Annotated in this window: 15 protein-coding genes, 9 tRNA genes and 1 rRNA gene; 5 read left to right on the top strand and 20 right to left on the bottom strand. The window is 42.1% G+C overall.

Annotated features, from left to right (window positions below; genetic code table 11):
- The first annotated feature begins 182 nt into the window (after positions 1 to 182).
- Positions 183 to 1817, top strand: a complete 1635-nt coding sequence (locus tag CYL18_RS17485; protein WP_104850782.1) for an MFS transporter — start codon at positions 183 to 185, stop codon at positions 1815 to 1817.
- A 37-nt stretch (positions 1818 to 1854) separates the two neighbouring features.
- On the opposite strand, the gene CYL18_RS17490 is transcribed toward CYL18_RS17485, so the two are convergent.
- Positions 1855 to 2472 carry a DedA family protein gene (locus CYL18_RS17490; protein WP_104850783.1) on the bottom strand — a complete coding sequence of 206 codons (618 nt, stop codon included), beginning with the start codon at positions 2470 to 2472 and terminating at the stop codon, positions 1855 to 1857.
- A gap of 324 nt (positions 2473 to 2796) precedes the next feature.
- Here CYL18_RS17490 and CYL18_RS17495 point away from each other — a divergent pair, with 324 nt between their 5' ends.
- Positions 2797 to 4161, top strand: coding sequence for a polysaccharide deacetylase family protein (locus tag CYL18_RS17495; RefSeq protein WP_104850784.1), 1365 nt, complete (start codon positions 2797 to 2799; stop codon positions 4159 to 4161).
- Positions 4162 to 4333: 172 nt separating this feature from the next.
- On the opposite strand, the gene CYL18_RS17500 is transcribed toward CYL18_RS17495, so the two are convergent.
- Entirely contained in the window at positions 4334 to 6430 is a 2097-nt protein-coding gene (locus CYL18_RS17500; protein WP_104850785.1) for an MMPL family transporter, read from the bottom strand.
- A 311-nt stretch (positions 6431 to 6741) separates the two neighbouring features.
- Between CYL18_RS17500 and CYL18_RS17505 the strand changes: the two genes are divergently transcribed.
- A complete protein-coding gene (locus tag CYL18_RS17505) occupies positions 6742 to 7050 on the top strand; it encodes a hypothetical protein (RefSeq protein WP_104850786.1) in 309 nt (102 codons plus the stop codon).
- A gap of 131 nt (positions 7051 to 7181) precedes the next feature.
- On the opposite strand, the gene CYL18_RS17510 is transcribed toward CYL18_RS17505, so the two are convergent.
- Entirely contained in the window at positions 7182 to 9134 is a 1953-nt protein-coding gene (locus tag CYL18_RS17510) for an LTA synthase family protein (RefSeq protein ID WP_104850787.1), read from the bottom strand.
- 602 nt (positions 9135 to 9736) lie between these two features.
- Between CYL18_RS17510 and CYL18_RS17515 the strand changes: the two genes are divergently transcribed.
- Entirely contained in the window at positions 9737 to 10648 is a 912-nt protein-coding gene (locus CYL18_RS17515) for an SH3 domain-containing protein (RefSeq protein ID WP_104850788.1), read from the top strand.
- Positions 10649 to 11134: 486 nt separating this feature from the next.
- Here the strand turns inward: CYL18_RS17515 and CYL18_RS17520 are convergent, their stop codons facing one another.
- The 7 genes from CYL18_RS17520 to sigW all read right to left on the bottom strand — a co-directional run bounded on the left by CYL18_RS17520 (position 11135) and on the right by sigW (position 20101).
- On the bottom strand, positions 11135 to 12478 hold the full coding sequence (locus CYL18_RS17520; protein ID WP_104850789.1) for an MFS transporter: 1344 nt from the start codon (positions 12476 to 12478) through the stop codon (positions 11135 to 11137).
- A 531-nt stretch (positions 12479 to 13009) separates the two neighbouring features.
- Complete coding sequence (gene glmS / locus CYL18_RS17525) at positions 13010 to 14812, bottom strand: glutamine--fructose-6-phosphate transaminase (isomerizing) (protein WP_104850790.1); 1803 nt, start codon at positions 14810 to 14812, stop codon at positions 13010 to 13012.
- A gap of 446 nt (positions 14813 to 15258) precedes the next feature.
- Positions 15259 to 16605 (bottom strand): phosphoglucosamine mutase, encoded by a 1347-nt coding sequence (gene glmM, locus CYL18_RS17535; RefSeq protein WP_104850792.1) that lies wholly within the window; start codon positions 16603 to 16605, stop codon positions 15259 to 15261.
- Positions 16606 to 16677: 72 nt separating this feature from the next.
- Complete coding sequence (locus tag CYL18_RS17540) at positions 16678 to 17946, bottom strand: CdaR family protein (protein ID WP_104850793.1); 1269 nt, start codon at positions 17944 to 17946, stop codon at positions 16678 to 16680.
- On the bottom strand, positions 17939 to 18757 hold the full coding sequence (gene cdaA / locus CYL18_RS17545) for a diadenylate cyclase CdaA (protein ID WP_104850794.1): 819 nt from the start codon (positions 18755 to 18757) through the stop codon (positions 17939 to 17941). The genes CYL18_RS17540 and cdaA overlap by 8 nt, the downstream gene beginning before the upstream one ends.
- A gap of 166 nt (positions 18758 to 18923) precedes the next feature.
- Complete coding sequence (locus CYL18_RS17550; protein ID WP_330847610.1) at positions 18924 to 19529, bottom strand: zf-HC2 domain-containing protein; 606 nt, start codon at positions 19527 to 19529, stop codon at positions 18924 to 18926.
- Positions 19530 to 19537: 8 nt separating this feature from the next.
- Entirely contained in the window at positions 19538 to 20101 is a 564-nt protein-coding gene (sigW, locus tag CYL18_RS17555) for an RNA polymerase sigma factor SigW (protein ID WP_104850795.1), read from the bottom strand.
- Between the two features lie 163 nt (positions 20102 to 20264).
- Here sigW and CYL18_RS17560 point away from each other — a divergent pair, with 163 nt between their 5' ends.
- Complete coding sequence (locus CYL18_RS17560; protein ID WP_201741312.1) at positions 20265 to 20432, top strand: aspartyl-phosphate phosphatase Spo0E family protein; 168 nt, start codon at positions 20265 to 20267, stop codon at positions 20430 to 20432.
- 165 nt (positions 20433 to 20597) lie between these two features.
- On the opposite strand, the gene CYL18_RS17565 is transcribed toward CYL18_RS17560, so the two are convergent.
- The 10 genes from CYL18_RS17565 to rrf all read right to left on the bottom strand — a co-directional run bounded on the left by CYL18_RS17565 (position 20598) and on the right by rrf (position 21621).
- A tRNA-Gly gene (locus CYL18_RS17565) sits at positions 20598 to 20672 on the bottom strand.
- A 4-nt stretch (positions 20673 to 20676) separates the two neighbouring features.
- Positions 20677 to 20749 (bottom strand) — tRNA-Lys (locus CYL18_RS17570).
- 5 nt (positions 20750 to 20754) lie between these two features.
- Positions 20755 to 20829: transfer RNA gene (locus CYL18_RS17575), tRNA-Gln, on the bottom strand.
- A 54-nt stretch (positions 20830 to 20883) separates the two neighbouring features.
- Positions 20884 to 20967, bottom strand: a tRNA-Tyr gene (locus CYL18_RS17580).
- Between the two features lie 11 nt (positions 20968 to 20978).
- A tRNA-Thr gene (locus CYL18_RS17585) sits at positions 20979 to 21051 on the bottom strand.
- Positions 21052 to 21132: 81 nt separating this feature from the next.
- Positions 21133 to 21208 (bottom strand) — tRNA-Val (locus CYL18_RS17590).
- Positions 21209 to 21218: 10 nt separating this feature from the next.
- Positions 21219 to 21293, bottom strand: a tRNA-Glu gene (locus CYL18_RS17595).
- A 30-nt stretch (positions 21294 to 21323) separates the two neighbouring features.
- Positions 21324 to 21396, bottom strand: a tRNA-Thr gene (locus tag CYL18_RS17600).
- A 17-nt stretch (positions 21397 to 21413) separates the two neighbouring features.
- Positions 21414 to 21488, bottom strand: a tRNA-Asn gene (locus CYL18_RS17605).
- Positions 21489 to 21504: 16 nt separating this feature from the next.
- Positions 21505 to 21621: ribosomal RNA gene (gene rrf / locus CYL18_RS17610) — 5S ribosomal RNA — on the bottom strand.
- Positions 21622 to 21768: the final 147 nt, after the last annotated feature.

Raw genomic sequence — 21768 nt, forward strand, 5'->3', positions numbered from 1 at the left:
CCTATATGAGTTGATATAGATTCCTGGTCTGATGTTCGCTTCCATGTAATCCTCAATAACTTGTATTATTCTTTTTCAGCCATACTTCGGGCTCCTTGTTTTGTGTTAATATTATATATCATCAGACAGAACGCCATTGCAGTTCATTTAAAATGATGTATCTTATCAAGGAGGGAAATGAAATGACAGAGAAAAAATCCTCACAGACTTGGGCCCTCAGTCTTTTTGCGATTGGGGTTTTCATGGCTGCATTGGACAATGGAATTATTAGTGCTGCTCTTACAACCATCAACAGTAATTTTGGCGTATCCGCGAACTGGGGAGCCTGGGGAGTTACATTATACACATTAGGCTTGGCCATCAGTGTACCGATTATCGGAAAGCTATCTGACCGTTATGGCCGTAAGCGGTTATTCATTATTGAGATTGCGATATTCGGGATTGGTTCTTTGCTCGTAGCTTTGAGCCCGAACTTCACCTTTTATTTAATCGCGCGCTTCATTCAAGCAATGGGCGGGGGCGGAATATTTATCATTGGAAGCTCACATGTTCTTAGTACCATGCCGGCTGAAAAGCAGGGGAAAGCGCTTGGCATGCTGGGCGGCATGAACGGAATTGCCTCCGTCATCGGGCCAAACCTTGGCAGCTTTCTGCTCGATATCACGGGAAATTGGCATTTTTTATTCTTGATTAATGTACCGATTGCGATTGCACTCGTTATATTCGGATTATTGAAGCTTGAAGAAACAAAGGATCCGGTCAGTGGCAGATTGGATTTTCTCGGAACCGTCCTGCTCTCTCTTTCCATCCTAGGCATTATGTATGGATTGACTAATATTGAAGGTGTCAATTTCTTTGAAAGTCTTCTTGATCCGAATGTATATGGATTCCTGCTTGGCGGTATTCTCTTATTTGCCATCTTGCTCGTCCACGAAAGCAGGACAGAGAAGCAAGGGAAAGACCCTATCCTGCCATTTCGTTTATTGCGCCAGCCGACCTATTTGCTCACATTATTGATCGGCGCCTTCTCTGGAGCCCTGCTTGCTGGTATGATCTTCATTCCAGCCTTCTCAGAGCAAGTGCTTGGCATCGCCCAGGAAAATGCCGGCTATTGGATGACACCGCTTGCCCTAGCTGCCGGTGTTGGCGCAGCACTCGGCGGAGGACTCGTTGATAAGAGAGGACCTATTCTCGCAGTCGTCCTCTCCGGTGTAATCTCAGCCATCGGTTTCTTCCTATTCCCGGCCTGGATAGATGTTAAGTGGCAATTTGTGATCTCATCCTGCATCGCTGGCTTAGGAATGGGAATCATTCTTGGGGCTCCGCTCAACATCCTGGCAACAGAGAGATTGCAAACCGATAAAGGAACTGCTATCTCTACTCTTTCCTTATCCCGCCAGATTGGGATGACGATTGCTCCAACCATCTATGCCGGCTTTATTGCCCGCGGGTTCAATGAGCTTCCAGGCTTGTTTAAAACCGAATTCCCAGAAATTCTGCAAAAGAATATCCAAGAAGCCAATCTTGGACCTGAGGGACTTGCAGAGCTTGGAGCACTAACCTCCCAAATGTCTGGTGGCGCAGGCGGCATGTCAGAGGCAGAGATGAATCAGGTCATCAGCCAGATTCAAGACCCTTCCCTGAAGGAAGCCGTCCTCTCAAGCGTGCAGGAGGTAACACAGATGGCTGCCCAAAACGGATACAGCGGTCTCTTTTACACAGCCGTTGTCATCGCTGTTCTGATTATCATTGCTACAGCCATCATGGCACCAATCAGAAAGAAAACAGGCGTTTCACAGCAAGACGCAGCAAAATAATGAAAAGAAGCATTCCTGAACGCAGGAATGCTTCTTTCTATTTCGGTGCTTTCATGAATTTCTTACGGATAAACCAGATGACAAATACGATGAAGAGGACAGCAAGCAGCACATAAACGACGTTCGAGTAATAATCCATATAGTGAACGATCGATTCCCACGAATCCCCCACCATCGCGCCGATTGAGACGAGCACGACATTCCAGATGAAGGTACCAATCGTGGTTAGAATCAGAAACGTCACGAAATTAATTCGTGCCATTCCGGCTGGGATGGAAATCAAGCTTCTAATTAATGGGATAAAGCGGCAGAAGAAGATCGTCCAGAGCCCATATTTATGGAACCAGTTATCAGCCTTCTCAACATCATCCTTTGTCACGCGTAGGATGCGTCCATAGCGTTCCACGATTTTCTCTATTCTCTCCTTGCCTAAAAGCATGCCAAGACCATAGAGGATGACAGCACCAATGATTGAACCAGCCGTAGAAACAACCACTACTCCGATTACTGTCATACTCGTCTTAACGGTCATTGCCCCGCCAAATGTTAAGATTACCTCAGACGGAATCGGCGGAAATACATTTTCAAGTGCAATCAAAAACAGAATGCCAATATAGCCAAATTGTTCCATTATGTTGATTATCCAATTTTCCATTCGTAAACTCCCTTGCATCAACATTTACATCTTCATTTATTTATATGCCTAAATGAAATAGCTAGTACAACCAGAACCTTCTGTCATTTCCCCGATTTAGTAAATCCCGTCCATTATCTCTCATTTCAGACCATTAGGGCAAGTTATATTATTTTGTGATTATTCCTATATCAAATTACATAGAATCTCCTTTTGACATCATCAGGTGATTTCTTAATAATAGATAGGTAATCTAATAGACTCCTCATCTGCTTTCAATGTATTCAAGTAGGTTGTATTTGCTTTGCAGTCTATTACTCTACATATTATTAGGAGAGACATCAAATGGGAAAAAACAGACTCAAACAGCAAAAACATAAAAAGCTGTTGCAACTATTCATCTTGCTGATCAGCGTAATGGCAATCAGCATTGTAATAAATCCTTCGCTATCCAAAAAAGCAAACACTACCATATCTGATCCTCAAATGGATGCTATTTATAAAGAAGTGGCGGTTTCCACCTTATCTTTTGGAGATACCTCAGCTCAATTCCCTTCCTTCGGTATCAAGGAAGTGGATACATATATAGAGGCCTATATCCATTCCCGACTTACATCCATTCATAGCTCAGGAAAAGAAAAGACGATCACCTACAATATACTCCATTATAGTCAGCAAACATTGTCTGTCGCATTCACGGAATCAGGGGAGGCTGCAGAGATCATGACCTTTGACCTCGAAAAAGGAGTTATCCTCGCATTCGAAGATCTCATCCTTCAGGACCATGTTTCGGACTGCTTGGAATTATTAGCTGAAGTAGCCTCTGCAGAACTGACAGAAAACGATCACTCTAGCCTTTCGGCAAAGGACATTTCAAAGGTGACAGCTCCCAAGGCAGAAAACTACAGACAGTTTATCATCTATAATCAAGCAATTGTCTTCAATTTGACCCTCAACACTAAAAACGAAACTTATCAGCTGGCCATAAGCAAGCAATTATTAGACGATTGGCTTATCGATGATTACAGACCTGGCGAACATCATGATGATCTATCAGGGAATTATGAGCCGGCTAATATCATTACTGAACGTCCAACAAAGGAAAGCAAGCTGCCAATGGATGAAAAGGTCGTTGCCCTCACCTTTGATGATGGCCCAAAAGCAGGTGTCACAGATTTAATTCTTGATGCGTTAAAGAAATATGACGCAAAAGCCACCTTTTTCGTTCTTGGGTCAAGATGTGATGCCAACAAGAATCTCCTGAAGAGAGCGGCAGAGGAAGGACATGAGATTGGCAATCATACATGGGACCATCCTAAGATGACCTCAGAGAGCTCAAACGCTATTGCTGAGCAGATTGACCGCACAAATGCGATTATAGAGGAGATTACAGGTACAGTTCCGACAATATTCCGCCCTCCATATGGACTGTATGACGAACGCATCAGCAGCTATGTCGGCAAGGAGCACCTCATCTTATGGGATGTTGACACGCTGGATTGGAAACTTCGCAATGCTGACTTGGTGGTTCCAAGTGCCCTAAATACGGTCCAAGAGGGGAATGTCATTTTAATGCATGATATTTACTCATCTTCAGCAAAAGCGGCCGCGGAAATCATTCATGAGCTTTCCCGGAAGGGCTACAAATTTGTGACCGTCTCAGAATTGCTAGAGATCAAGAAACAAAGACTAAAAGAATCAAATGCGTAACAAGCATAACAAAAGGCAGCAGGGTCATTGCCAAGACTGCAAATCCCCTCCTGCCATATCACAAACTCTGAAAGCTCTGGTTAGAGCTCTTTTTTTTACCCATCACATTTCTTGCTGTGCCATTTGAGATGGAAGAATAACTTTAAAGACGCTTCCATCTCACCGATAATCTTTATTTATCTTTTTCGAAGAAGAGAATCAAAGCTGGAAGCAGCATGCCTCGCACTAAGAATGTATCTATGATGATCCCAATCGCTACCATGAATCCGAATACGAATAAGTCAGCAATCGGCATGATCATCAAGGCAGCAAAGGTTGCAGCCAGGATAATACCAGCACTGGAGATAACTCCTCCCGTATTGCGTATCGCAATTTCAAGCGCCTCTTTAACCGAATGCTTCGTCCGCTCCTCGAGGAAACGGGAAACAAGAATGATGTTATAGTCAATGCCCAGGGCCACCAGGAAGATAAAGGCATACACCGGCACCCGGGTGCTAATCGCATCATAACCGAATAAAACATCCACAAGGAACAGCCCTAAGCCTAATGCAGAAGCATAGGAAAGCAGGATTGTAGCCATCATATACAATGGCATCTTGAATGAACGTGTCAGTACGAACAACAGTACGAGAATCAATAAAGTTTCGAGGGATACAATTTTGATGATATCTCCGCTATTGATTTCACGTTCATCAGCCAGTTTAGCTGTGGTGCCAGTATAAGCTATATCTGCATCTAGCTTGGCATCATCCTGCAGCTGATCACTATCTCCGCGCAGCTCCTCAATAAAATCAATGGCTTCTGAGGAATAAGGATTCATTGTTAGAGAAACAGTGATTTTCGCCGCTTGACCATCATCTGTTATCCCCGATGGTCTCGCTGAATAAATTTCATCATAATCATTTAGTCTCTGAGCGAAAGCAGCCACTTGCTCCTCTGACATAGACTCTTCACTTTCAAGCAATACAGTCGTCTGTGCAAGATCCCCTTTATTGAACTTCTCTTCTACGATTTCATAACCCACCCGTGAAGGCAGATCCTCTGGGAAGTTCTTTACAGAGTTGAACTCGAAATCAAGATTAAACACATTCAAGGCTGTTACAAGCATGAAAATCGCGACAAGTCCCCCAGACAGTCCAGGCTTGTTCACAACAAACTTGGCAACCGGTCCCCAAATGCCATGCTTAACCTCTGTTTCCTCCCCATATTTGGGAACCTTAGGCCAGAATGCCTTTCTTCCAAACAACGTAAACAAAGCAGGCACAAGGGTAATCGATGCAAGCATGATGATCAGCATCGCTGTACCAAATACCGGGGCAAAGTTCTGATAATCACGGAAGTCAGCGAAGAACAGAATCAGCATTGCAGCAAGTACCGTTCCGCCAGCAAAGAAGACCGGCTCGCCTGTAGCACGCATCGCATGCTTCATCGCCTCATGCTTATCCTCATAGCGATTGAGCTCCTCACGGAAACGAGAGAACACGAACAAGGAATAATCAATCACAGCTGCGAATAAGAGAATACTCATGATTGATGTGGTTGAATTATTAATCTCAAGACCACCTGCCCCTAATAAGGCAACGGTTTGATTTGTCACTTGATAAACGATAACCGTAGCAAGCAATGGAATGAATGCGAGCAGCGGCGAACGATAAATAACAATCAGCAGCACCAAAATAATGAGAACAGTCGCAAACAATAATTTCACATCTGCTGATTCAAATAGCTTTGTCGTATCACCGGCAATTCCGGCCGGACCTGTGATATAGAAGTTTGCCTCTAAGTCCTCAGCAATCTCATTACCAATCTCAGAAGCTCTATCATTAATACGTGAATAGTCGGAGTTACCTAAGCCCGCTTCCAAATTCATCGGAACAATCATTGTTGTCTTATCCTCTGAAGTAAAGGCAGCAAGAGCCTGCGGCGGCATTTGAGAAATATCTACGATTTCTTCAATGCCATCAATCTTCTCCTTTTTGATACCATCGAGGACCTCATTTACCTCTGCTATATCAACATCCCCATCCGGATTATTAAAAACGAGAATACCCGGTGTCCCAGTATCACTTGGGAAAAACTCATCTACCTTATTCTGGGCAACAATCGACTCTGCCTCATCTGGCAGAGATTGAAAATTGGTTACCTTATAATCAGTTAATCTAGGGCCTGCGCTAAGAGCAATCATAATCACCAACCAAGCAATGATCGTTATGCGCATCCCTTTCTTAGTTGAGACCCAATCAGTCACTGTGTGCAAAAACCTCTTCACTCTGTTTCCTCCTCGCAAAATTATATCCATACTAGCATACTAAACGAATATAAATTTCTTATAAACTTCAAAAGTTCTGTATACTATTCTATTTTACTCATAGAGCCTTTGTTTTGCACGGATGGTGATAGCCTTGGCTTGAGTCTTAATTCTAGTCTCCAAGAACGTTCACAAAGTATTCATTTAATTTATCAATCGATTGATAAATTAGAGAGTAGTAATAAATTACCAACATATTATAAAATTTGATATATCAATAATGAAAAATATAGTATAATTTACTTATATTAACAGAAAGAGGGGGCGTACTCATGAAAATCAGGTTAAGAAATACAGCTGGCGTTGTTAAAGAGGTAAAAGTCGGCTTTAGCTGGACTACATTCTTTTTTGGCTTCATTCCAGCTTTAATAAGAGGCGATTTAAAATGGGCATTAATCATGGTTCTGCTTGCTGGGGTTGCGGGTATTTTCACATTGGGAGTTGGAGCTTGGATTCCAGGTATTATTTTTTCTTTTGTTTATAATAAGATTTATATTAAAAATCTAATGGAAAAAGGCTATACAACAGAAAGCGAATCTGATAAATCGTTCTTAGTTTCCAAAGGAATCATAGCAGCATAATCTAGAACTTATTTTTCTAATACTTATTAAAATCCTATCCTATCTTCTAGTAGCTTGAGAGATCATGCCGTACACAAAACACAAATAAGGGGCCATCCTAATTGGATGGCCCCTATCTACTGTTATAAGCTTCAATCCTGATTTTCTAAATCAAGATTATAATCATACTCCGAACGGTCAACTGGTTCAAAATCATCCGGTGTATGGAAACGAAGCAAATCCCCATTCACCACCCGGTCAGATAGTTCCAATTTATATTGAACCGCTTCATGATACCTCTTTGCCTCATTCAATCTTTCCTCTTCAAGCGGCAATCCGGTTTCAGAGTCATAAAATTTCTCATCGATTGCTGTGATGGTTGGACTGACAAAGTCCCCATTACGGAATGGTACTACCTCATCATGCTCTTCAGATAATAGGTCGGTTCCAAACTGGATGTAATCCTTTGATTCCTTCCCTAATAAATGAAGGATGGTCGGCAGGATATCAATCTGTCCTCCATAGGTGTGGCGAATTCCGCCTTCCATGCCTGGCACCCTAATAAAGAATGGCACACGCTGCAGCTCTGCCTTTGAAACAAATGGCGTGACTTCCTTCTCAAGCACCTTCTCCATCGCTACGTCATGGTTTTGGGAAATTCCATAATGGTCCCCATACATGATGATCATCGAGTTATCGTAAAGCCCTGATTCCTTCAGATAATCAAAGAATTGCTCCAATGCTTCATCTGCATAACGAGCTGTCTGGAAATAGTTATCGACTGACTTATCACCTGTCGTATGCGGCTCAATCGTTGTCTCATCTTGATCCATTGAGAACGGATAATGATGAGTAACACTGATGAACTTCGCATAGAACGGCTCTGGCAGGGATTCTAGATTAGGGATAGACTGCTCGAAGAACGGTTTATCCATCAGCCCGTAATCGGCCAAGTGCTCAGGATCCATTTCATAGGAGCTGGCATCAAAAAACCGGTCATAGCCAAATGATTTATAAATCTCATTACGGTTCCAAAAGCTTCCCGTATTTGGATGAAAAACCGCCGATGTGTATCCTTCCTGACCTAAAATAGCTGGTGCTGCCTGATACGTATTGGTTCCTTTCATCGTGAAGGCAGAACCTTGCGGCAACCCATACAGGGAGTTTGAGAGGATAAATTCCGCATCAGACGTCTTCCCTTGAGCTGTTTGATGGAAGAAATTATCGAAATACATCATATTCTTATCTTCTGTTAATGAATTAAGAAACGGCGTAACCTCTTCCCCATTCAATTCATAATCAATCAGGAACTCTTGGATAGACTCCAGGTGAATTAAGATGACATTCATCCCTTCAGCCTTCCCAAAGTATTCAGGATTCGGCATCGCATGATTCGAGCTGGTGAAATTCACGACCTCTGTAATATCATTACTGTCAGCCAAAACCCGCTGTGCTGATGCCCTTGTGCTTTGCACAGCATCATAAACCGTGTAATTGTACATGCCTAAATACTTCACGATATAGTTACGGTCAAACCCTCTTGTCAGCAGCTGAGGGCGGTCAGCTTCTGCCAAAACGAGATTCAGCCCAGAGATAGCCAACCCCATTCCCATAAAGGAAACGGCCGCTCTTCTCCTAACGGCTCCCTTCTCTACCTTTATCCGCTTTGTCAGCAGCAGGACTAAAAATAATACGAAATCCAAGAAAAATAAGAAATCATACGGCTTTATGAGTGTCAATATACTCCCGCTCACATCTCCAAAATTCTGCGTCTGAAAAAGGGTTGGCAATGTGATGAAGTCATTGAAGAAACGGTAATACATCACATTGGCAAACAACAGGAATGAGGAAAGGAAATAAAGGATCATCAAGGCTGTATATCTTCCTCTTCCCTTAAACAACCAAGCCAATCCAAGGAGTAACAATGCTGATCCCAACGGATTTAACAGCAGGAGGAACTGCTGAAGAATTCCTTGCACACCAAGATCAAACTGTGTCACTTGCACCAAATACGTCTTCATCCAAAGCGTCAAAACGGCTATCAGGTAGAAAACACCAAACTGACTGTCTATCCTTTCATAAAATTTTTCTTTTATTGTTTTCATATATACCTCACTTTTATATTCGCTAAAATTTACTTCACACTATCCTTACCCAAACGGATGGCTATTATATCCACTTTTTTCATCTATATCCATAATTATAAAGCATAATATTTCCATTGTACCACGCTTCTCGATAAAAATGAATTAATACGGAAAGAGAAAAGGGCTGGCTATCCTGCAACCTGGCTTTCATATAGACTTATGCTCCTTATAAAGAATAATTGCTTCTTTGATATCCGGATAAAGGATTACAAACTGTAATTTTTTCCAATCTATTCCACCCCATTTTGATTATTGTCAGGAAGAGATGGGAGTCTCGGAATGGATTCATCCTTTTGCCAGCATTCAAATACGAGCTATAAAGATTCTGTATAGCCATATTTCTGTTCACTCTCGATGATGATCGATGAGCGCACAGGCCCTCACCCGGATATGGCTGGTCATCTTAATCGCCGCCTTATTATTTTTTTATTATTAAAGGATCAAATCAGACAGGAGGACTCAGGATTGTGTTTGAATGCCAGTTCAAATCATTCTCCCTGTAAATATCGCTAACATAACGTTATAATAACTAGAAGAAAATGAAAGGGGAAAATTACCTTATGTACAAAAAATTAGCTGTATGCGTAGCATTTATTCTACTCTTATCTTCTCTCGGTTTTCATAAATCCTTCATAGGAGGGGTATTCCATTCAGAAACAAACATTGCTGAAGCAGCTTCTGCCGTTCAGTATAAAACAACAGCGAACCTTAATCTGCGAACGACCGATTCCACAAAAGGAAAAATCATACTAACCATCCCTAAAGGAAAAACCGTTCAATATATTTCAAAAGCCGGATCCTGGTATAAAGTAAAATACAACACAAAAACAGGCTATGCCAGCTCCAAATACTTAGTCAAAGTCAATGCCAAGCTTGATGTTGAAAAGATGAAGAAGCTTGGAAAAGCGGAACAGGTCATTTTAGTCACAAATAAAACTGCCTCTTCCAATAAAGCTACCATCCAAGCATTCGAAAAGACGAACGGAAAATGGAAACGAACTTATTCCATGCCAGCTGTAATCGGGAAGAAAGGCATGACCAGTTCGAAAAAAGAAGGGGATATGAAGACGCCGACAGGAAAATATACTCTTGGCACTGCCTTCTACCGCTCCTCTAAGCCAACAACGAAACTTCCCGTCAAAAAAATCACCTCAGATTCGGTCTGGGTAGATGATAGCAAGAGCCCGCTCTATAATACTTGGCAATCTAAAAGCAAGACAAAAGGCAAGTGGACGAGCGCAGAGAACATGAACATCTCACAATATGACGTAGGTTTCGTCATTAACTACAATACGAAGCGGACACCATATAAGGGCTCAGCCATCTTCTTTCATGTAGAAGGAAAATCGGGCTACACAGCCGGCTGTGTAGCTACGTCGAAGAGCAATGTGAATAAAGTTCTCTCATGGATTAAACCGGCTAAAAATCCGGTGATTATCATGACACCAGAATCAGGTATCAGCAAATACTAAAGGGCAAAAGAGGTTGGGACATAACTGAATTTGCAGTGTCCAAAACCGAATGTTGCATTGAAATTTAGGCTTAGTTAATCTAAATCGTTGATTTTCGTTGCATGCGGGTGCGCACCTAGGGGCGGTTCGGGGAGCCTCCTCAAGTGCTTTGACGCATCTGCTGAGTCTCCCCTGTCCGCTAATCTAAGCAAGGAGTCAACCGTTTTACACTACACCCACCGATACTCTATTAACAATATTCATCTTTAACAGAACCAAACTAAATAAAAAACACCGAACTATCTTAAACTGCGCATTAAAATAGTTCGGTGTTTTTAGTTGTTAGAAACTTTTTGTCCCAGCCTCTTTTGCTTTCTACCAGGAGCCGCTCATCACCCAATTCTATCTCACTTCTTTCACCTGCAGCATGATTGCTCAATCTGCTGTGAAACAGTGGTCTAAAACAGATATGGGCATTCAATATGGCCGTTACTATCCTTCCTCCAATTATCTTATTTCCTCTGCATCTTCGTTTTTCAAACGTGATACAAATAGCCAATACACAAGGAAAGCAACTGCAGCAAAGATTGATAGAACAAACAAGACGCTACGATATGATAATGAGTCCATCAATGTTGCGGTATAGCTCATACCGATAGATCCAGATACATTTATGATTAGATTATAAAACCCAACTGCGGTTCCTTTTTTCTCCTTCGCAATGCTACCAACACATGTATCAAGCAAGGGAGCATATAATAAGGCAAATGATCCAGAGAATAAAATCATCGAAGCAGCGAATATGAATACGGAATTCCCCACAAATAATCCTGGAAGGAATAAACTAACTGCAATTGAAACAACAGCTATGGAGATAGTCATCTTGCTTGATAAAATATTACCGATTTTACCAGAAAGGGCTCCTACTATAACAGCAACAATATAGCCTGGAATCAATAATAGTGAAACTTTATCGAGTTCAAGCCCATATATGTCCTGAATAAGAAATGGAAACATAAAAATATAACCCAATTGAATTGAATAAACGATAGCCACAATTCCAAGAGTATTGACGAATCGCTTGTTTTGGAAAAAAGAAATGCTGATCAAAGCATTAGAGCTTCGTTTGATATAGGCCAAGAATACACCAAATCCAACAATAGCCAGGACAATGAAGATCCAATTAAAGTTAGTCATGTACAGCATGATACTTGTAGCAGTAGCTGCAATAAGCATTAAACCGATGAAGTCGACGGAACTCTTTTTTGATTCTTCCTTCGGTATATATTTTATAAAAAACGGAAGAAGCATTAAGGATAACAATGGAATTAAAAATAAAATCGTCCAATCAAGATACGTAGAAATAAATCCTCCCGTTACAGAACCAATAACAAGAGACAATGAATAGCTACTTGTACTTAAGCCTAAAAACAGTTTTTGATCTTTTATTGCTAAGTACTTCATTACATAAATGACGTATAGAGTTTCAGCAGCAGCTAAACCAGATGTTTGAATCACTCGTGAGATCAGAATCATGACATAGGACGCTTTAAAAACAAAGCCCAGTACAGAACCAATACATATAAAGATAACACCTACAATTAAGAGCTTACGTATGCTGATAGTATCGGATAAAGAAGCGTATACAACCGCCCCGATACCAATGATTAATCCTGCTAACGTAGCCTGCCAACTAATAGTTGTTGCTGAAACACCAAGGTCAGCTGCCATTGCAGGAGAAATTAACTTAAATGAATTATCAATAGTTAACGCAAAAACAAAAAAGAACAAGATGGCAGGTACAGCTTTTTTTACTCGACTGTAACTTTCCTGATGTGAATGTGTCACCATTTGTCTGTTTCCTTTCATTCATATACTATGGATACTTTCTAATTTTTCTCATCTGAAGAGAATACATGCTTGTGTTAGGATGTCTAGTTAAGTCGATTCTTATTCCTCACAAGCATGCATAAGCAAAACATAGTCTTTTATTAAAATATTTAAGCCGGTGAAATTCTACAATAAGTAAAATTTCACCGGCTAATGTAGGAAGAGGATTTACCTCCTTTTTTCAAGTTCTGCTTTATTTCGTACTATTTATTTTTATTGAACTAAATTCTTGAGGAATATAGTGTTTGTTGTAAACAATAGGATAATCTTTATTGATATAGACGCTTTCTAATAATAAGTTGCATCGTTCACCTTCAACCAGTGTGTATTTGGATGACACAAATAAAAGATTCCCCTCATGCTTTATCTAACCTAAAAGTTTATATCATGTAGATAATTTTCACATGGAGCATTACATAAACACTTCCACAATGATAAAATCCATGAAAAAAACCGGCTGGATTTCCAGCCGGTCTAAAAATTACTTTTTCCTTACTCCACTGTCACCGATTTCGCTAAGTTACGCGGTTTATCCACATCACAGCCACGGTGAAGAGATGCATAGTAAGAAATTAGTTGTAATGGTACTACAGAGATAAGAGGTGTTAACATCGGATTTACTTCTGGTAATACATAAGCATCCCCCTCTTGTTCAAGTCCTTCCATGGAAATGATACAAGGGTGTGCGCCACGGGCAGCAACTTCTTTCACGTTGCCGCGGATGCTGAGGTTAACATCTTCTTGCGTAGCAAGCGCGATTACTGGCGTGCCTTCTTCAATGAGGGCAATTGTACCATGTTTCAATTCGCCGCCTGCGAATCCTTCTGCTTGAATATAAGAAATCTCTTTAAGCTTAAGCGCCCCTTCTAGACATACAAAGTAGTCGAGGGAACGACCGATAAAGAAGCAGTTACGTGTGACAGACAAATATTCACGCGCAATCATTTCGAAACGGTCCTTGTCATCGCAAAGGGTCTCCATTGCATTAGCGATAATGCCGAGTTCCTTCACGACAGGGAAGTCAGCCAAATGACCTTTTGATTTACCGACCACAGAAGCAAGAATCGTCAATACAGCCATTTGTGCTGTGTATGCTTTCGTTGAAGCAACAGCAATTTCAGGGCCAGCATGAAGCAATAATGTATAATCCGCTTCACGGGATAAGGTTGATCCTGGTACATTTGTGAGGGTGAGTGCTTTATACCCCATCTCCTTGATTTGAACCAGCACAGCACGGCTGTCCGCTGTCTCACCGCTTTGGGAAATGAAGATGAATAATGGCTTCTCAGATAGAAGTGGCATGTTATAGCCAAATTCAGATGCTACATGCACCTCTACTGGAATCTTAGCCATCTTTTCAATCATTTGCTTTCCAACAAGACCAGCATGGTAGCTTGTTCCACAAGCAATGATATATAGGCGATCTGCTTCATTGATAGCATCAATAATTGTCGGGTCGATGGCCAAATCACCAGACTCATCCTGATAATTCTGGATGATTTTACGCATAACCAATGGCTGCTCATCAATCTCTTTAAGCATATAATGAGGGTAAGTACCCTTTTCAATATCACTTGCATCAAGCTCAGCTGTATAAGGTTCACGCTCGACAACAGTACCGTCAAGTTCCTTGATTGTAATAGCATCCTTTGTCACGATAACCATTTCTTTATCCATTAGCTCAACAAATTGGTCCGTTACTTGCAGCATCGCCATTGCATCGCTTGCAATAACATTAAATCCAAGACCTACACCTACTAAGAGCGGGCTCTTATTCTTTGCAACATAAATCGTTTCTGCATCTTGTTCATCCAATAAGCCAATCGCATATGAGCCATGCAGCAATGCCAAAGTCTTCGCAAATGCTGCTTCCACAGATAGTCCTTCCTCGACGAACTTGCTGACGAGCTGCACGATGATTTCAGTATCCGTATCACTCATAAGCTCGACGCCCTCGAGATATTCCTTCTTTAATTGCTCATAGTTCTCGATTACTCCGTTATGAACGATGGTGAAACGCTTATTAGCACTTTGGTGAGGGTGGGCATTCTTGCAGCTAGGCTCCCCATGAGTTGCCCAGCGCGTATGGCCAATTCCCTTAGTTGCATCCACATTGCTGTCAACGACCTCGCGAAGATCAGCAATACGGCCTTTCTCCTTGAAAACGTGAACGCCATTTTCATTCATGACAGCGATACCCGCTGAATCATATCCTCTATATTCAAGCTTTTCCAAGCCTTTTAATAAAATGTCTTTTGCATCTTGATGTCCAATATATCCTACAATTCCACACATACTTGTTTATCCTCCTATAATAAGAAGAAGGGAACAAGAATGCTCTCTATTTATAAAAAGGGGCATTCTTGCCCCCTTACCTCTGATTAGTCTATTTGTTATGTGCTTCTCCTTTTATTCTGTCCAGTTTGTCGCCAAACTGTTTTGGTAAAAAGAGTTGCAGCCTGCACATATAAGCTGGGAGGCTCCCGCCGAACATTTCGATAACCTCCACCTCGTCAACTAAACCACTTAGCACGGGTTTAGTTCTGGCGCTTATGAAACAAAACAGATTCCTATCCTCCGTTCCATTTTTTAAATTGCAATCTTTTCCTAGCATACACGCTTCGACTGAATCAGTCAATTCATTTTTGAACGCTAGACACAGTGCTTTAATACCCATCTCTATATAAAATATGCATAAGCAGGAGGATTGACCCCGCTTATGCATTATTCGTCATGCCTAATTATAATCCCATTTCCGCTCGCACAACATCTGCGATTCGGTCTACGTATTGGTCGCATTGCTCTTGTGTCGGCGCTTCAGCCATAACCCGAACAAGCGGCTCTGTTCCGGAAGGACGAACAAGGATGCGGCCGTTTCCGTTCATTTCAGCCTCGACTTCCTCAATGACGGCTTTCACCTTCTCATTGTCAGTCACATGATGCTTATCGGTTACTCGAATGTTCACAAGCTTTTGCGGATAGATCGTCATCTCACCGGCAAGCTCAGACAATGGTTTCTTCGTCAGCTTCATAATGTTGATTAGCTGCACACCTGTTAGGAGACCATCTCCCGTCGTGTTGTAATCGAGGAAGATAATATGACCTGATTGCTCTCCTCCAAGATTATAGCCGCCTTTTTTCATCTCTTCGACCACATAGCGATCTCCGACTGCTGTTTGAGCGCTCTTTATGTCATTCGCTTCAAGCTGCTTGTAAAAGCCCATATTGCTCATGACTGTTGATACGACTGTACCGTGCTTCAGTCGATTTTGTTCTTTCATATATTTTGCACAAATGTACATGATTTGGTCACCGTCAACGATTTCACCTTTTTCATCAACAGCAATCAAGCGATCTCCGTCACCATCGAAAGCGAGACCGACATCCGCACCCTTCTCAAGGACAAATTGAGCCAGTTTTTCAGGATGAGTAGAGCCGACTCCCTCATTGATATTCAACCCGTTCGGAGATGCCCCCATAGTTGAGATATCTGCATCCAAATCTGCAAATAAATGCGTCGCAAGGGAGGACGTTGCGCCGTGTGCACAATCAAGCGCCACATGAAGTCCGGTAAAATCCTCATCAGCCGTCTGTTTCAAGTATTGAATGTATTTCTGTCCACCTTCGAAGAAATCATTGATTGTGCCAAGGTCACCACCGATTGGTCGCGGAAGCTCATCTGACCCCATATCAAGCAATTCTTCGATTTCTGCTTCTTGCTCATCAGATAGCTTGAATCCATCAGAGCCAAAGAATTTAATTCCGTTATCCGCTACAGGATTATGTGAGGCGGAGATCATGACTCCTGCCTGCGCACCTAAGGCCTTGGTCAAATAGGCTACGCCTGGGGTTGAGATAATGCCTAAACGCATAACCTCTGCGCCAATGGAGAGAAGACCCGCCACTAACGCGCTTTCCAGCATATAACCGGAAATTCGAGTGTCACGGCCAATTAAAACCTTTGGACGCTCATCTGTATGCTTCGTTAATACATACCCTCCAAACCGGCCTAGCTTAAAAGCAAGCTCAGGTGTCAGTTCACTATTCGCTACACCCCTCACACCATCTGTACCGAAATATTTACCCATGTTCAAATCTCTCCTTCTAGTTATCCGCTCTTCTTACCCGATAGGTATTTAAGTGCTGGATTATTATCCTTATCAATTCTTTTCTACTAACGCGATTGTTACTGTCCTGCTGTCATCAGGAAGTTCCCAATGTACTTCATCAGGTGCCTTCACATTCATCGTCACCTGATGCTCCCCCTTCTTTAAACCCGTGACATCGACAGAAATCGAGATGTCACTCACCTCTAAAGACTCAAGGAATGATTCCTCACCAGATACTTCCATTGATACGGAACCATCCGCAGGGGTAATGAAATTGGCTTCATATAGATCTTCATCCACTCCAATGATGTCAATCGGTATTGCAGCAATCGTGTCAGTGGCCTCTTTTGTCTCCGTAGATACCGGCTCATCTTCGCCGTTTTCCCCCTTAACATCAATGGTGACCTTCACAGTATCGGCTGATGCGCCTACAACACCGTCTGGCAGACTAAGCGGGAGGTCTAGGGTGGTGTCTTTCTTAATGTCGCTTATATCAACCGGAATTTCGATTTCCTTAACATCTTTCAGAACAGATACATCCCCATAGATGGTGACTTTATTGACATTCAGCTTAATATCCTCAATCGTGATGCCATCCGGCTCTGTTCCTTTTTGGACAGGCTTCAGGCTAACCTCCTTCGATGGACTGCTGATATCAATTGTAATATTAACAGAAGCGGGGTTAATGGTGACATCCAGCTTATTCATATTGATGTCATAAGCTTGAACAGTTGCTTCCGTACTGATATCCTTTGTGACTGATCCATCGGTGTTGACCGCGGCCCTTACGACAGCTATCTGATCAACAAGGCTTTTCGCTCCAGTAATCTTAACGGCAGCAGGCTCTATAACAGGCGTTTCTGCCTGATATCCTTCTCCAAGGAGGCTCTTATCAAATTCTACTTCTACATTGTATTCTTCCGTCACTTTTTCTTCAACATCAACATCGGCATAAGCTTGGGTCAATTCATACTCTAATTTATCTGATAGGCCTTTTACTTGAATAGGCACTCTTTGGGACCCAATTTCCGCCTCCGATAGATCCACATAAATCTCAAAATCCATTTTATTTCGCGTCGCATTCACAATGCTTTCTGGGCCTTCAAGCGTAATACCTACCGTATCAGGCGCACCGGCTACAATCAAATTGTCCGTATCATAGTAAATTTCAACAGGGACATCATTGATAAGCGTCGATCCATCTTTCGTTTGGGTGTTCGTGATATTACTTGGATCGCTATTGACTTGCATAAATAACATAAACGCTACCACAAAAGCTCCAATTCTCATGAACCAACTACTCGAAGTGATCTTATCCATTACGCTTCGACCTCCAATTCCAAAGGTTTGAAGAAGTCGTTTTGTTGTTTATCAACTCGCTATCAAGCATGTTTTGAAGCTCATCCAAAGATAAATTACGATAGAGCTCTCCATTCTTTGTCAGAGACACACTGCCTGTCTCCTCCGAAACAACAATAGTGATACTATCAGTCACTTCACTAATTCCAAGAGCAGCCCGATGCCTTGTGCCAAGTTCCTTGGAAACAAACGGGCTCTCTGATAAAGGCAAGTAACAAGCAGCTGCTGCAACTTGGTTATTCTTTAATATAACTGCGCCGTCATGCAGCGGTGTATTCGGTATAAAGATATTAATGAGTAATTCAGATGTGAGCTTCGATTCAAGCGGAATCCCCGTCTCAATATAATCATTCAGACCTGTTTCCCGCTCTATGGACATTAAGGCCCCGATTCGTCTTTTCGCCATATAGCTAGTCGATTTCACAATGGCCTCAATCATCTGTTCATGCTCATTATCCTCTTGACTTGCGGAACGAAACCATTTCCCTCTTCCCAGCTGCTCCAGTGCCCTCCTGAGCTCAGGCTGGAAGATGATAATAATCGCGAGTACCCCCCAAGTCATGGTCTGTTCCATGATGAAACTTAATGTATTCAGTCCAATGATTTCACTGGCAAACCGAACCACCACAATTAATATAATCCCTCTTAAAAGCTGTACAGCTTTTGTTCCTTGAATAATTTGCAATAATTTATAAAAAACCAGCCAGACAAGAAATATATCTGCAATACTGATCACATAATCCAATAAAGAAAAATTTTCTAGAAACGGCATGTCATGTCCTCCAGTCATGTCCTTTCCGATGGACGGTTCTACGGCCGCCCTTCCATAATAACTCATCTATTATAACACAATGTTAGATAAACTCTAATAGTTCAGGCTACTATACCTATTCAAAAAAACAGACCTCCGTTCAGAAGGTCCACCAATTGAGCTTTTATTAAAATATATTTTTTACCGTTTCCTTCACATTATACCAGACCCATTCAAATAATTGATCAATCTCTTCAATATCTCCCGTAACCTCGCCAGCTCCCGCAAGATACTTATCTCCATTGATCACTGTCAGATTGCCTTCCACTGTACCTTCAACCTTAATATCACCATTCTTGACAACCATATCTCCTTCAACTGTTTTCCCTTCAGGAACAATGACTGTCTGCCCTAACACTACGACATCCGGATCCTTCGAGAATGAGAATTGCTGCTCTTCTCCCCAATAAGAGAATATGGTCCCGCCCATAAGCATGAGGAACAAAGAAGCAGCAATCAAAACTGGATTTCGCTGAAGCCATCTCTTCATGTTCACGTTACGTGAGGGCTTTGGCAATGAGTCCATCACCTTACTGGTGAAATTAGCGGGCGCCTCTATATGGGATTCTTGCAGCAAGGCAATCGTTCTGTTCAGTTCCTGAAATGTGAGCATGCACTCATCACAGTCCGCAATATGGTCCAGAAGTATATTTGCTTTTTCCGTATCAATCTCTCCATCAAGATAATCATGGATATATTCCTCGATATCATCTGGACATTGTCTCATCATCATTCACCTCATTATAAAGATTGCATGGATTTACGTAATGCATCTCTTCCTCTATGAATTCGTGTCTTCACCGTTCCAATCGGCAGGTGCAGAATCTCGCTTATCTCTTTCAAGGACAACTCATCCACATACTTCAGCACAATTGCCGCTCGATACTTCTCCGGAAGCTTTTGAATCTCCAGTTGAATCCTTTCCTTCAATTCCAGGTTCTCCAATTCTTCTTCAGGCAGCTTCTCATCTGAAGGAATCTGAGAATACATATCAAGTCCTTCAGTCCCGGCAACCTCTGCATCCAAATAGAAATCAGGTTTCTTCTTGCGAATTCGATCAATACACAGATTTGTTGCAATCCGGTATAGCCATGTCGAAAACTTACGGTTCATCTGAAATGTATGGATATTGACGTACGCCCGAAGAAAGGCTTCCTGTGCGACATCCTCAGCCTCATGGCGATCTCCAAGCATACGATAACACAATTGGAATACCTTATCTTTATAAAATTCTACTATATCCCCAAAGGCACGCTGGTCCCCATTACGCACTTGTTGGATTCTTTCTTTTATTAGTCCTTCCAAATTTTCCATCCTCCGCATTAGCGGCCTTTTTGCTTATATACGCCTGGCCTTTAAAAAAGTTTCATTAATTAACAGGAATTATAAAATTAAATGATAAAATATGTTTGTTTTTTGAAAATTATGGGTAAAAAAGGAATATATATGGTAGGTAAGGAGTGACGAATTGGAACTACATACATTAATGAAGGATATTGAGAAATACCGTCAACGGATGATCGCATTAGCTTCCCACTCTTCTATGGTTGATTCTGACGTCATTAAGGCAAGTACTGAACTCGACTCGCTAATCAATCAGTATCAAAGCCAAACACGATATTATAAAAAGCAGTAATCCTCTCCCTTTAGGATGCTGCTTTTTATTTTGTTTAAAAGATCATTCTAAAACCATTCCTCTCAATTGTAGGCTTTGACGCCCCTTATGACAAGCAATCTAAGAGAAATATAAAAAAACCTTAGTTGCAGGGCAATTAAGGTTTGAAATAATATATTTAATCATTGGAGCGGAAGACGGGATTCGAACCCGCGACCCCCACCTTGGCAAGGTGGTGTTCTACCACTGAACTACTTCCGCAAAATGAGCCATGAAGGACTCGAACCTTCGACCCTCTGATTAAAAGTCAGATGCTCTACCGACTGAGCTAATGGCTCTTATATGGCTGGGCTAGCAGGATTCGAACCTACGAATGACGGAGTCAAAGTCCGTTGCCTTACCGCTTGGCTATAGCCCAATAAAAAGAAAAAGGGACAATATCCTTTGTCCATTGGATGTTTCTTATTATAAATGGTGGAGGGGGGCAGATTCGAACTGCCGAACCCGAAGGAGCGGATTTACAGTCCGCCGCGTTTAGCCACTTCGCTACCCCTCCGTTATGAAGAGTGCCGGCAAGAGGACTTGAACCCCCAACCTACTGATTACAAGTCAGTTGCTCTACCAATTGAGCTACACCGGCGTAATTATAATATTTCAACGACATTACTTAGTATAAGCTATTTTACACTGATTTTCACCAAGAAATGTTTGGTAATTTAGATGGTGGAGGATGACGGGATCGAACCGCCGACCCTCTGCTTGTAAGGCAGATGCTCTCCCAGCTGAGCTAATCCTCCATATAATAAATGGTGACCCCTACGGGATTCGAACCCGTGTTACCGCCGTGAAAGGGCGGTGTCTTAACCGCTTGACCAAGGGGCCGTATTTCTCTTTTTCATAACTGCAATCGAGAGCTTCCAAGCGGGCTCGAACCGCTGACCTCTTCCTTACCATGGAAGTGCTCTACCTGCTGAGCTATGGAAGCACAATCGAGCAAGAAAATGGCTCCGCAGGTAGGATTCGAACCTACGACCGTTCGGTTAACAGCCGAATGCTCTACCACTGAGCTACTGCGGAATAATATAAAATATATGCCCGGCAACGTCCTACTCTCACAGGGGCGTGAGCCCCAACTACCATCGGCGCTGAAGAGCTTAACTTCCGTGTTCGGAATGGGAACGGGTGTGGCCTCTTCGCCATCATTACCGGACTTATAAGAATGAGTATCATTCTTTCAAAACTGGATAATGTTTGTTCATGCAAAGTGTGCGTTTAAATCTTTGGTTAAGTCCTCGAACGATTAGTATCCGTCAGCTCCATGTGTCACCACACTTCCACCTCGGACCTATCTACCTGA

The organism is Pradoshia eiseniae, from assembly GCF_002946355.1.
GTDB lineage: Bacteria > Bacillota > Bacilli > Bacillales > Pradoshiaceae > Pradoshia > Pradoshia eiseniae.

Coding starts and splice junctions, on each gene's coding strand:
- CYL18_RS17495 (WP_104850784.1), top strand. CDS start 2,797: ATGGGAAAAAACAGACTCAAACAGCAAAAACATAAAAAGCTGTTGCAA.
- CYL18_RS17550 (WP_330847610.1), bottom strand. CDS start 19,529: ATGATGATGAGACAATGTCCAGATGATATCGAGGAATATATCCATGAT.
- cdaA (WP_104850794.1), bottom strand. CDS start 18,757: ATGCCGTTTCTAGAAAATTTTTCTTTATTGGATTATGTGATCAGTATT.
- CYL18_RS17505 (WP_104850786.1), top strand. CDS start 6,742: ATGAAAATCAGGTTAAGAAATACAGCTGGCGTTGTTAAAGAGGTAAAA.
- glmS (WP_104850790.1), bottom strand. CDS start 14,812: ATGTGTGGAATTGTAGGATATATTGGACATCAAGATGCAAAAGACATT.
- CYL18_RS17520 (WP_104850789.1), bottom strand. CDS start 12,478: ATGGTGACACATTCACATCAGGAAAGTTACAGTCGAGTAAAAAAAGCT.
- glmM (WP_104850792.1), bottom strand. CDS start 16,605: ATGGGTAAATATTTCGGTACAGATGGTGTGAGGGGTGTAGCGAATAGT.
- CYL18_RS17510 (WP_104850787.1), bottom strand. CDS start 9,134: ATGAAAACAATAAAAGAAAAATTTTATGAAAGGATAGACAGTCAGTTT.
- CYL18_RS17540 (WP_104850793.1), bottom strand. CDS start 17,946: ATGGATAAGATCACTTCGAGTAGTTGGTTCATGAGAATTGGAGCTTTT.
- CYL18_RS17515 (WP_104850788.1), top strand. CDS start 9,737: ATGTACAAAAAATTAGCTGTATGCGTAGCATTTATTCTACTCTTATCT.
- CYL18_RS17490 (WP_104850783.1), bottom strand. CDS start 2,472: ATGGAAAATTGGATAATCAACATAATGGAACAATTTGGCTATATTGGC.
- CYL18_RS17485 (WP_104850782.1), top strand. CDS start 183: ATGACAGAGAAAAAATCCTCACAGACTTGGGCCCTCAGTCTTTTTGCG.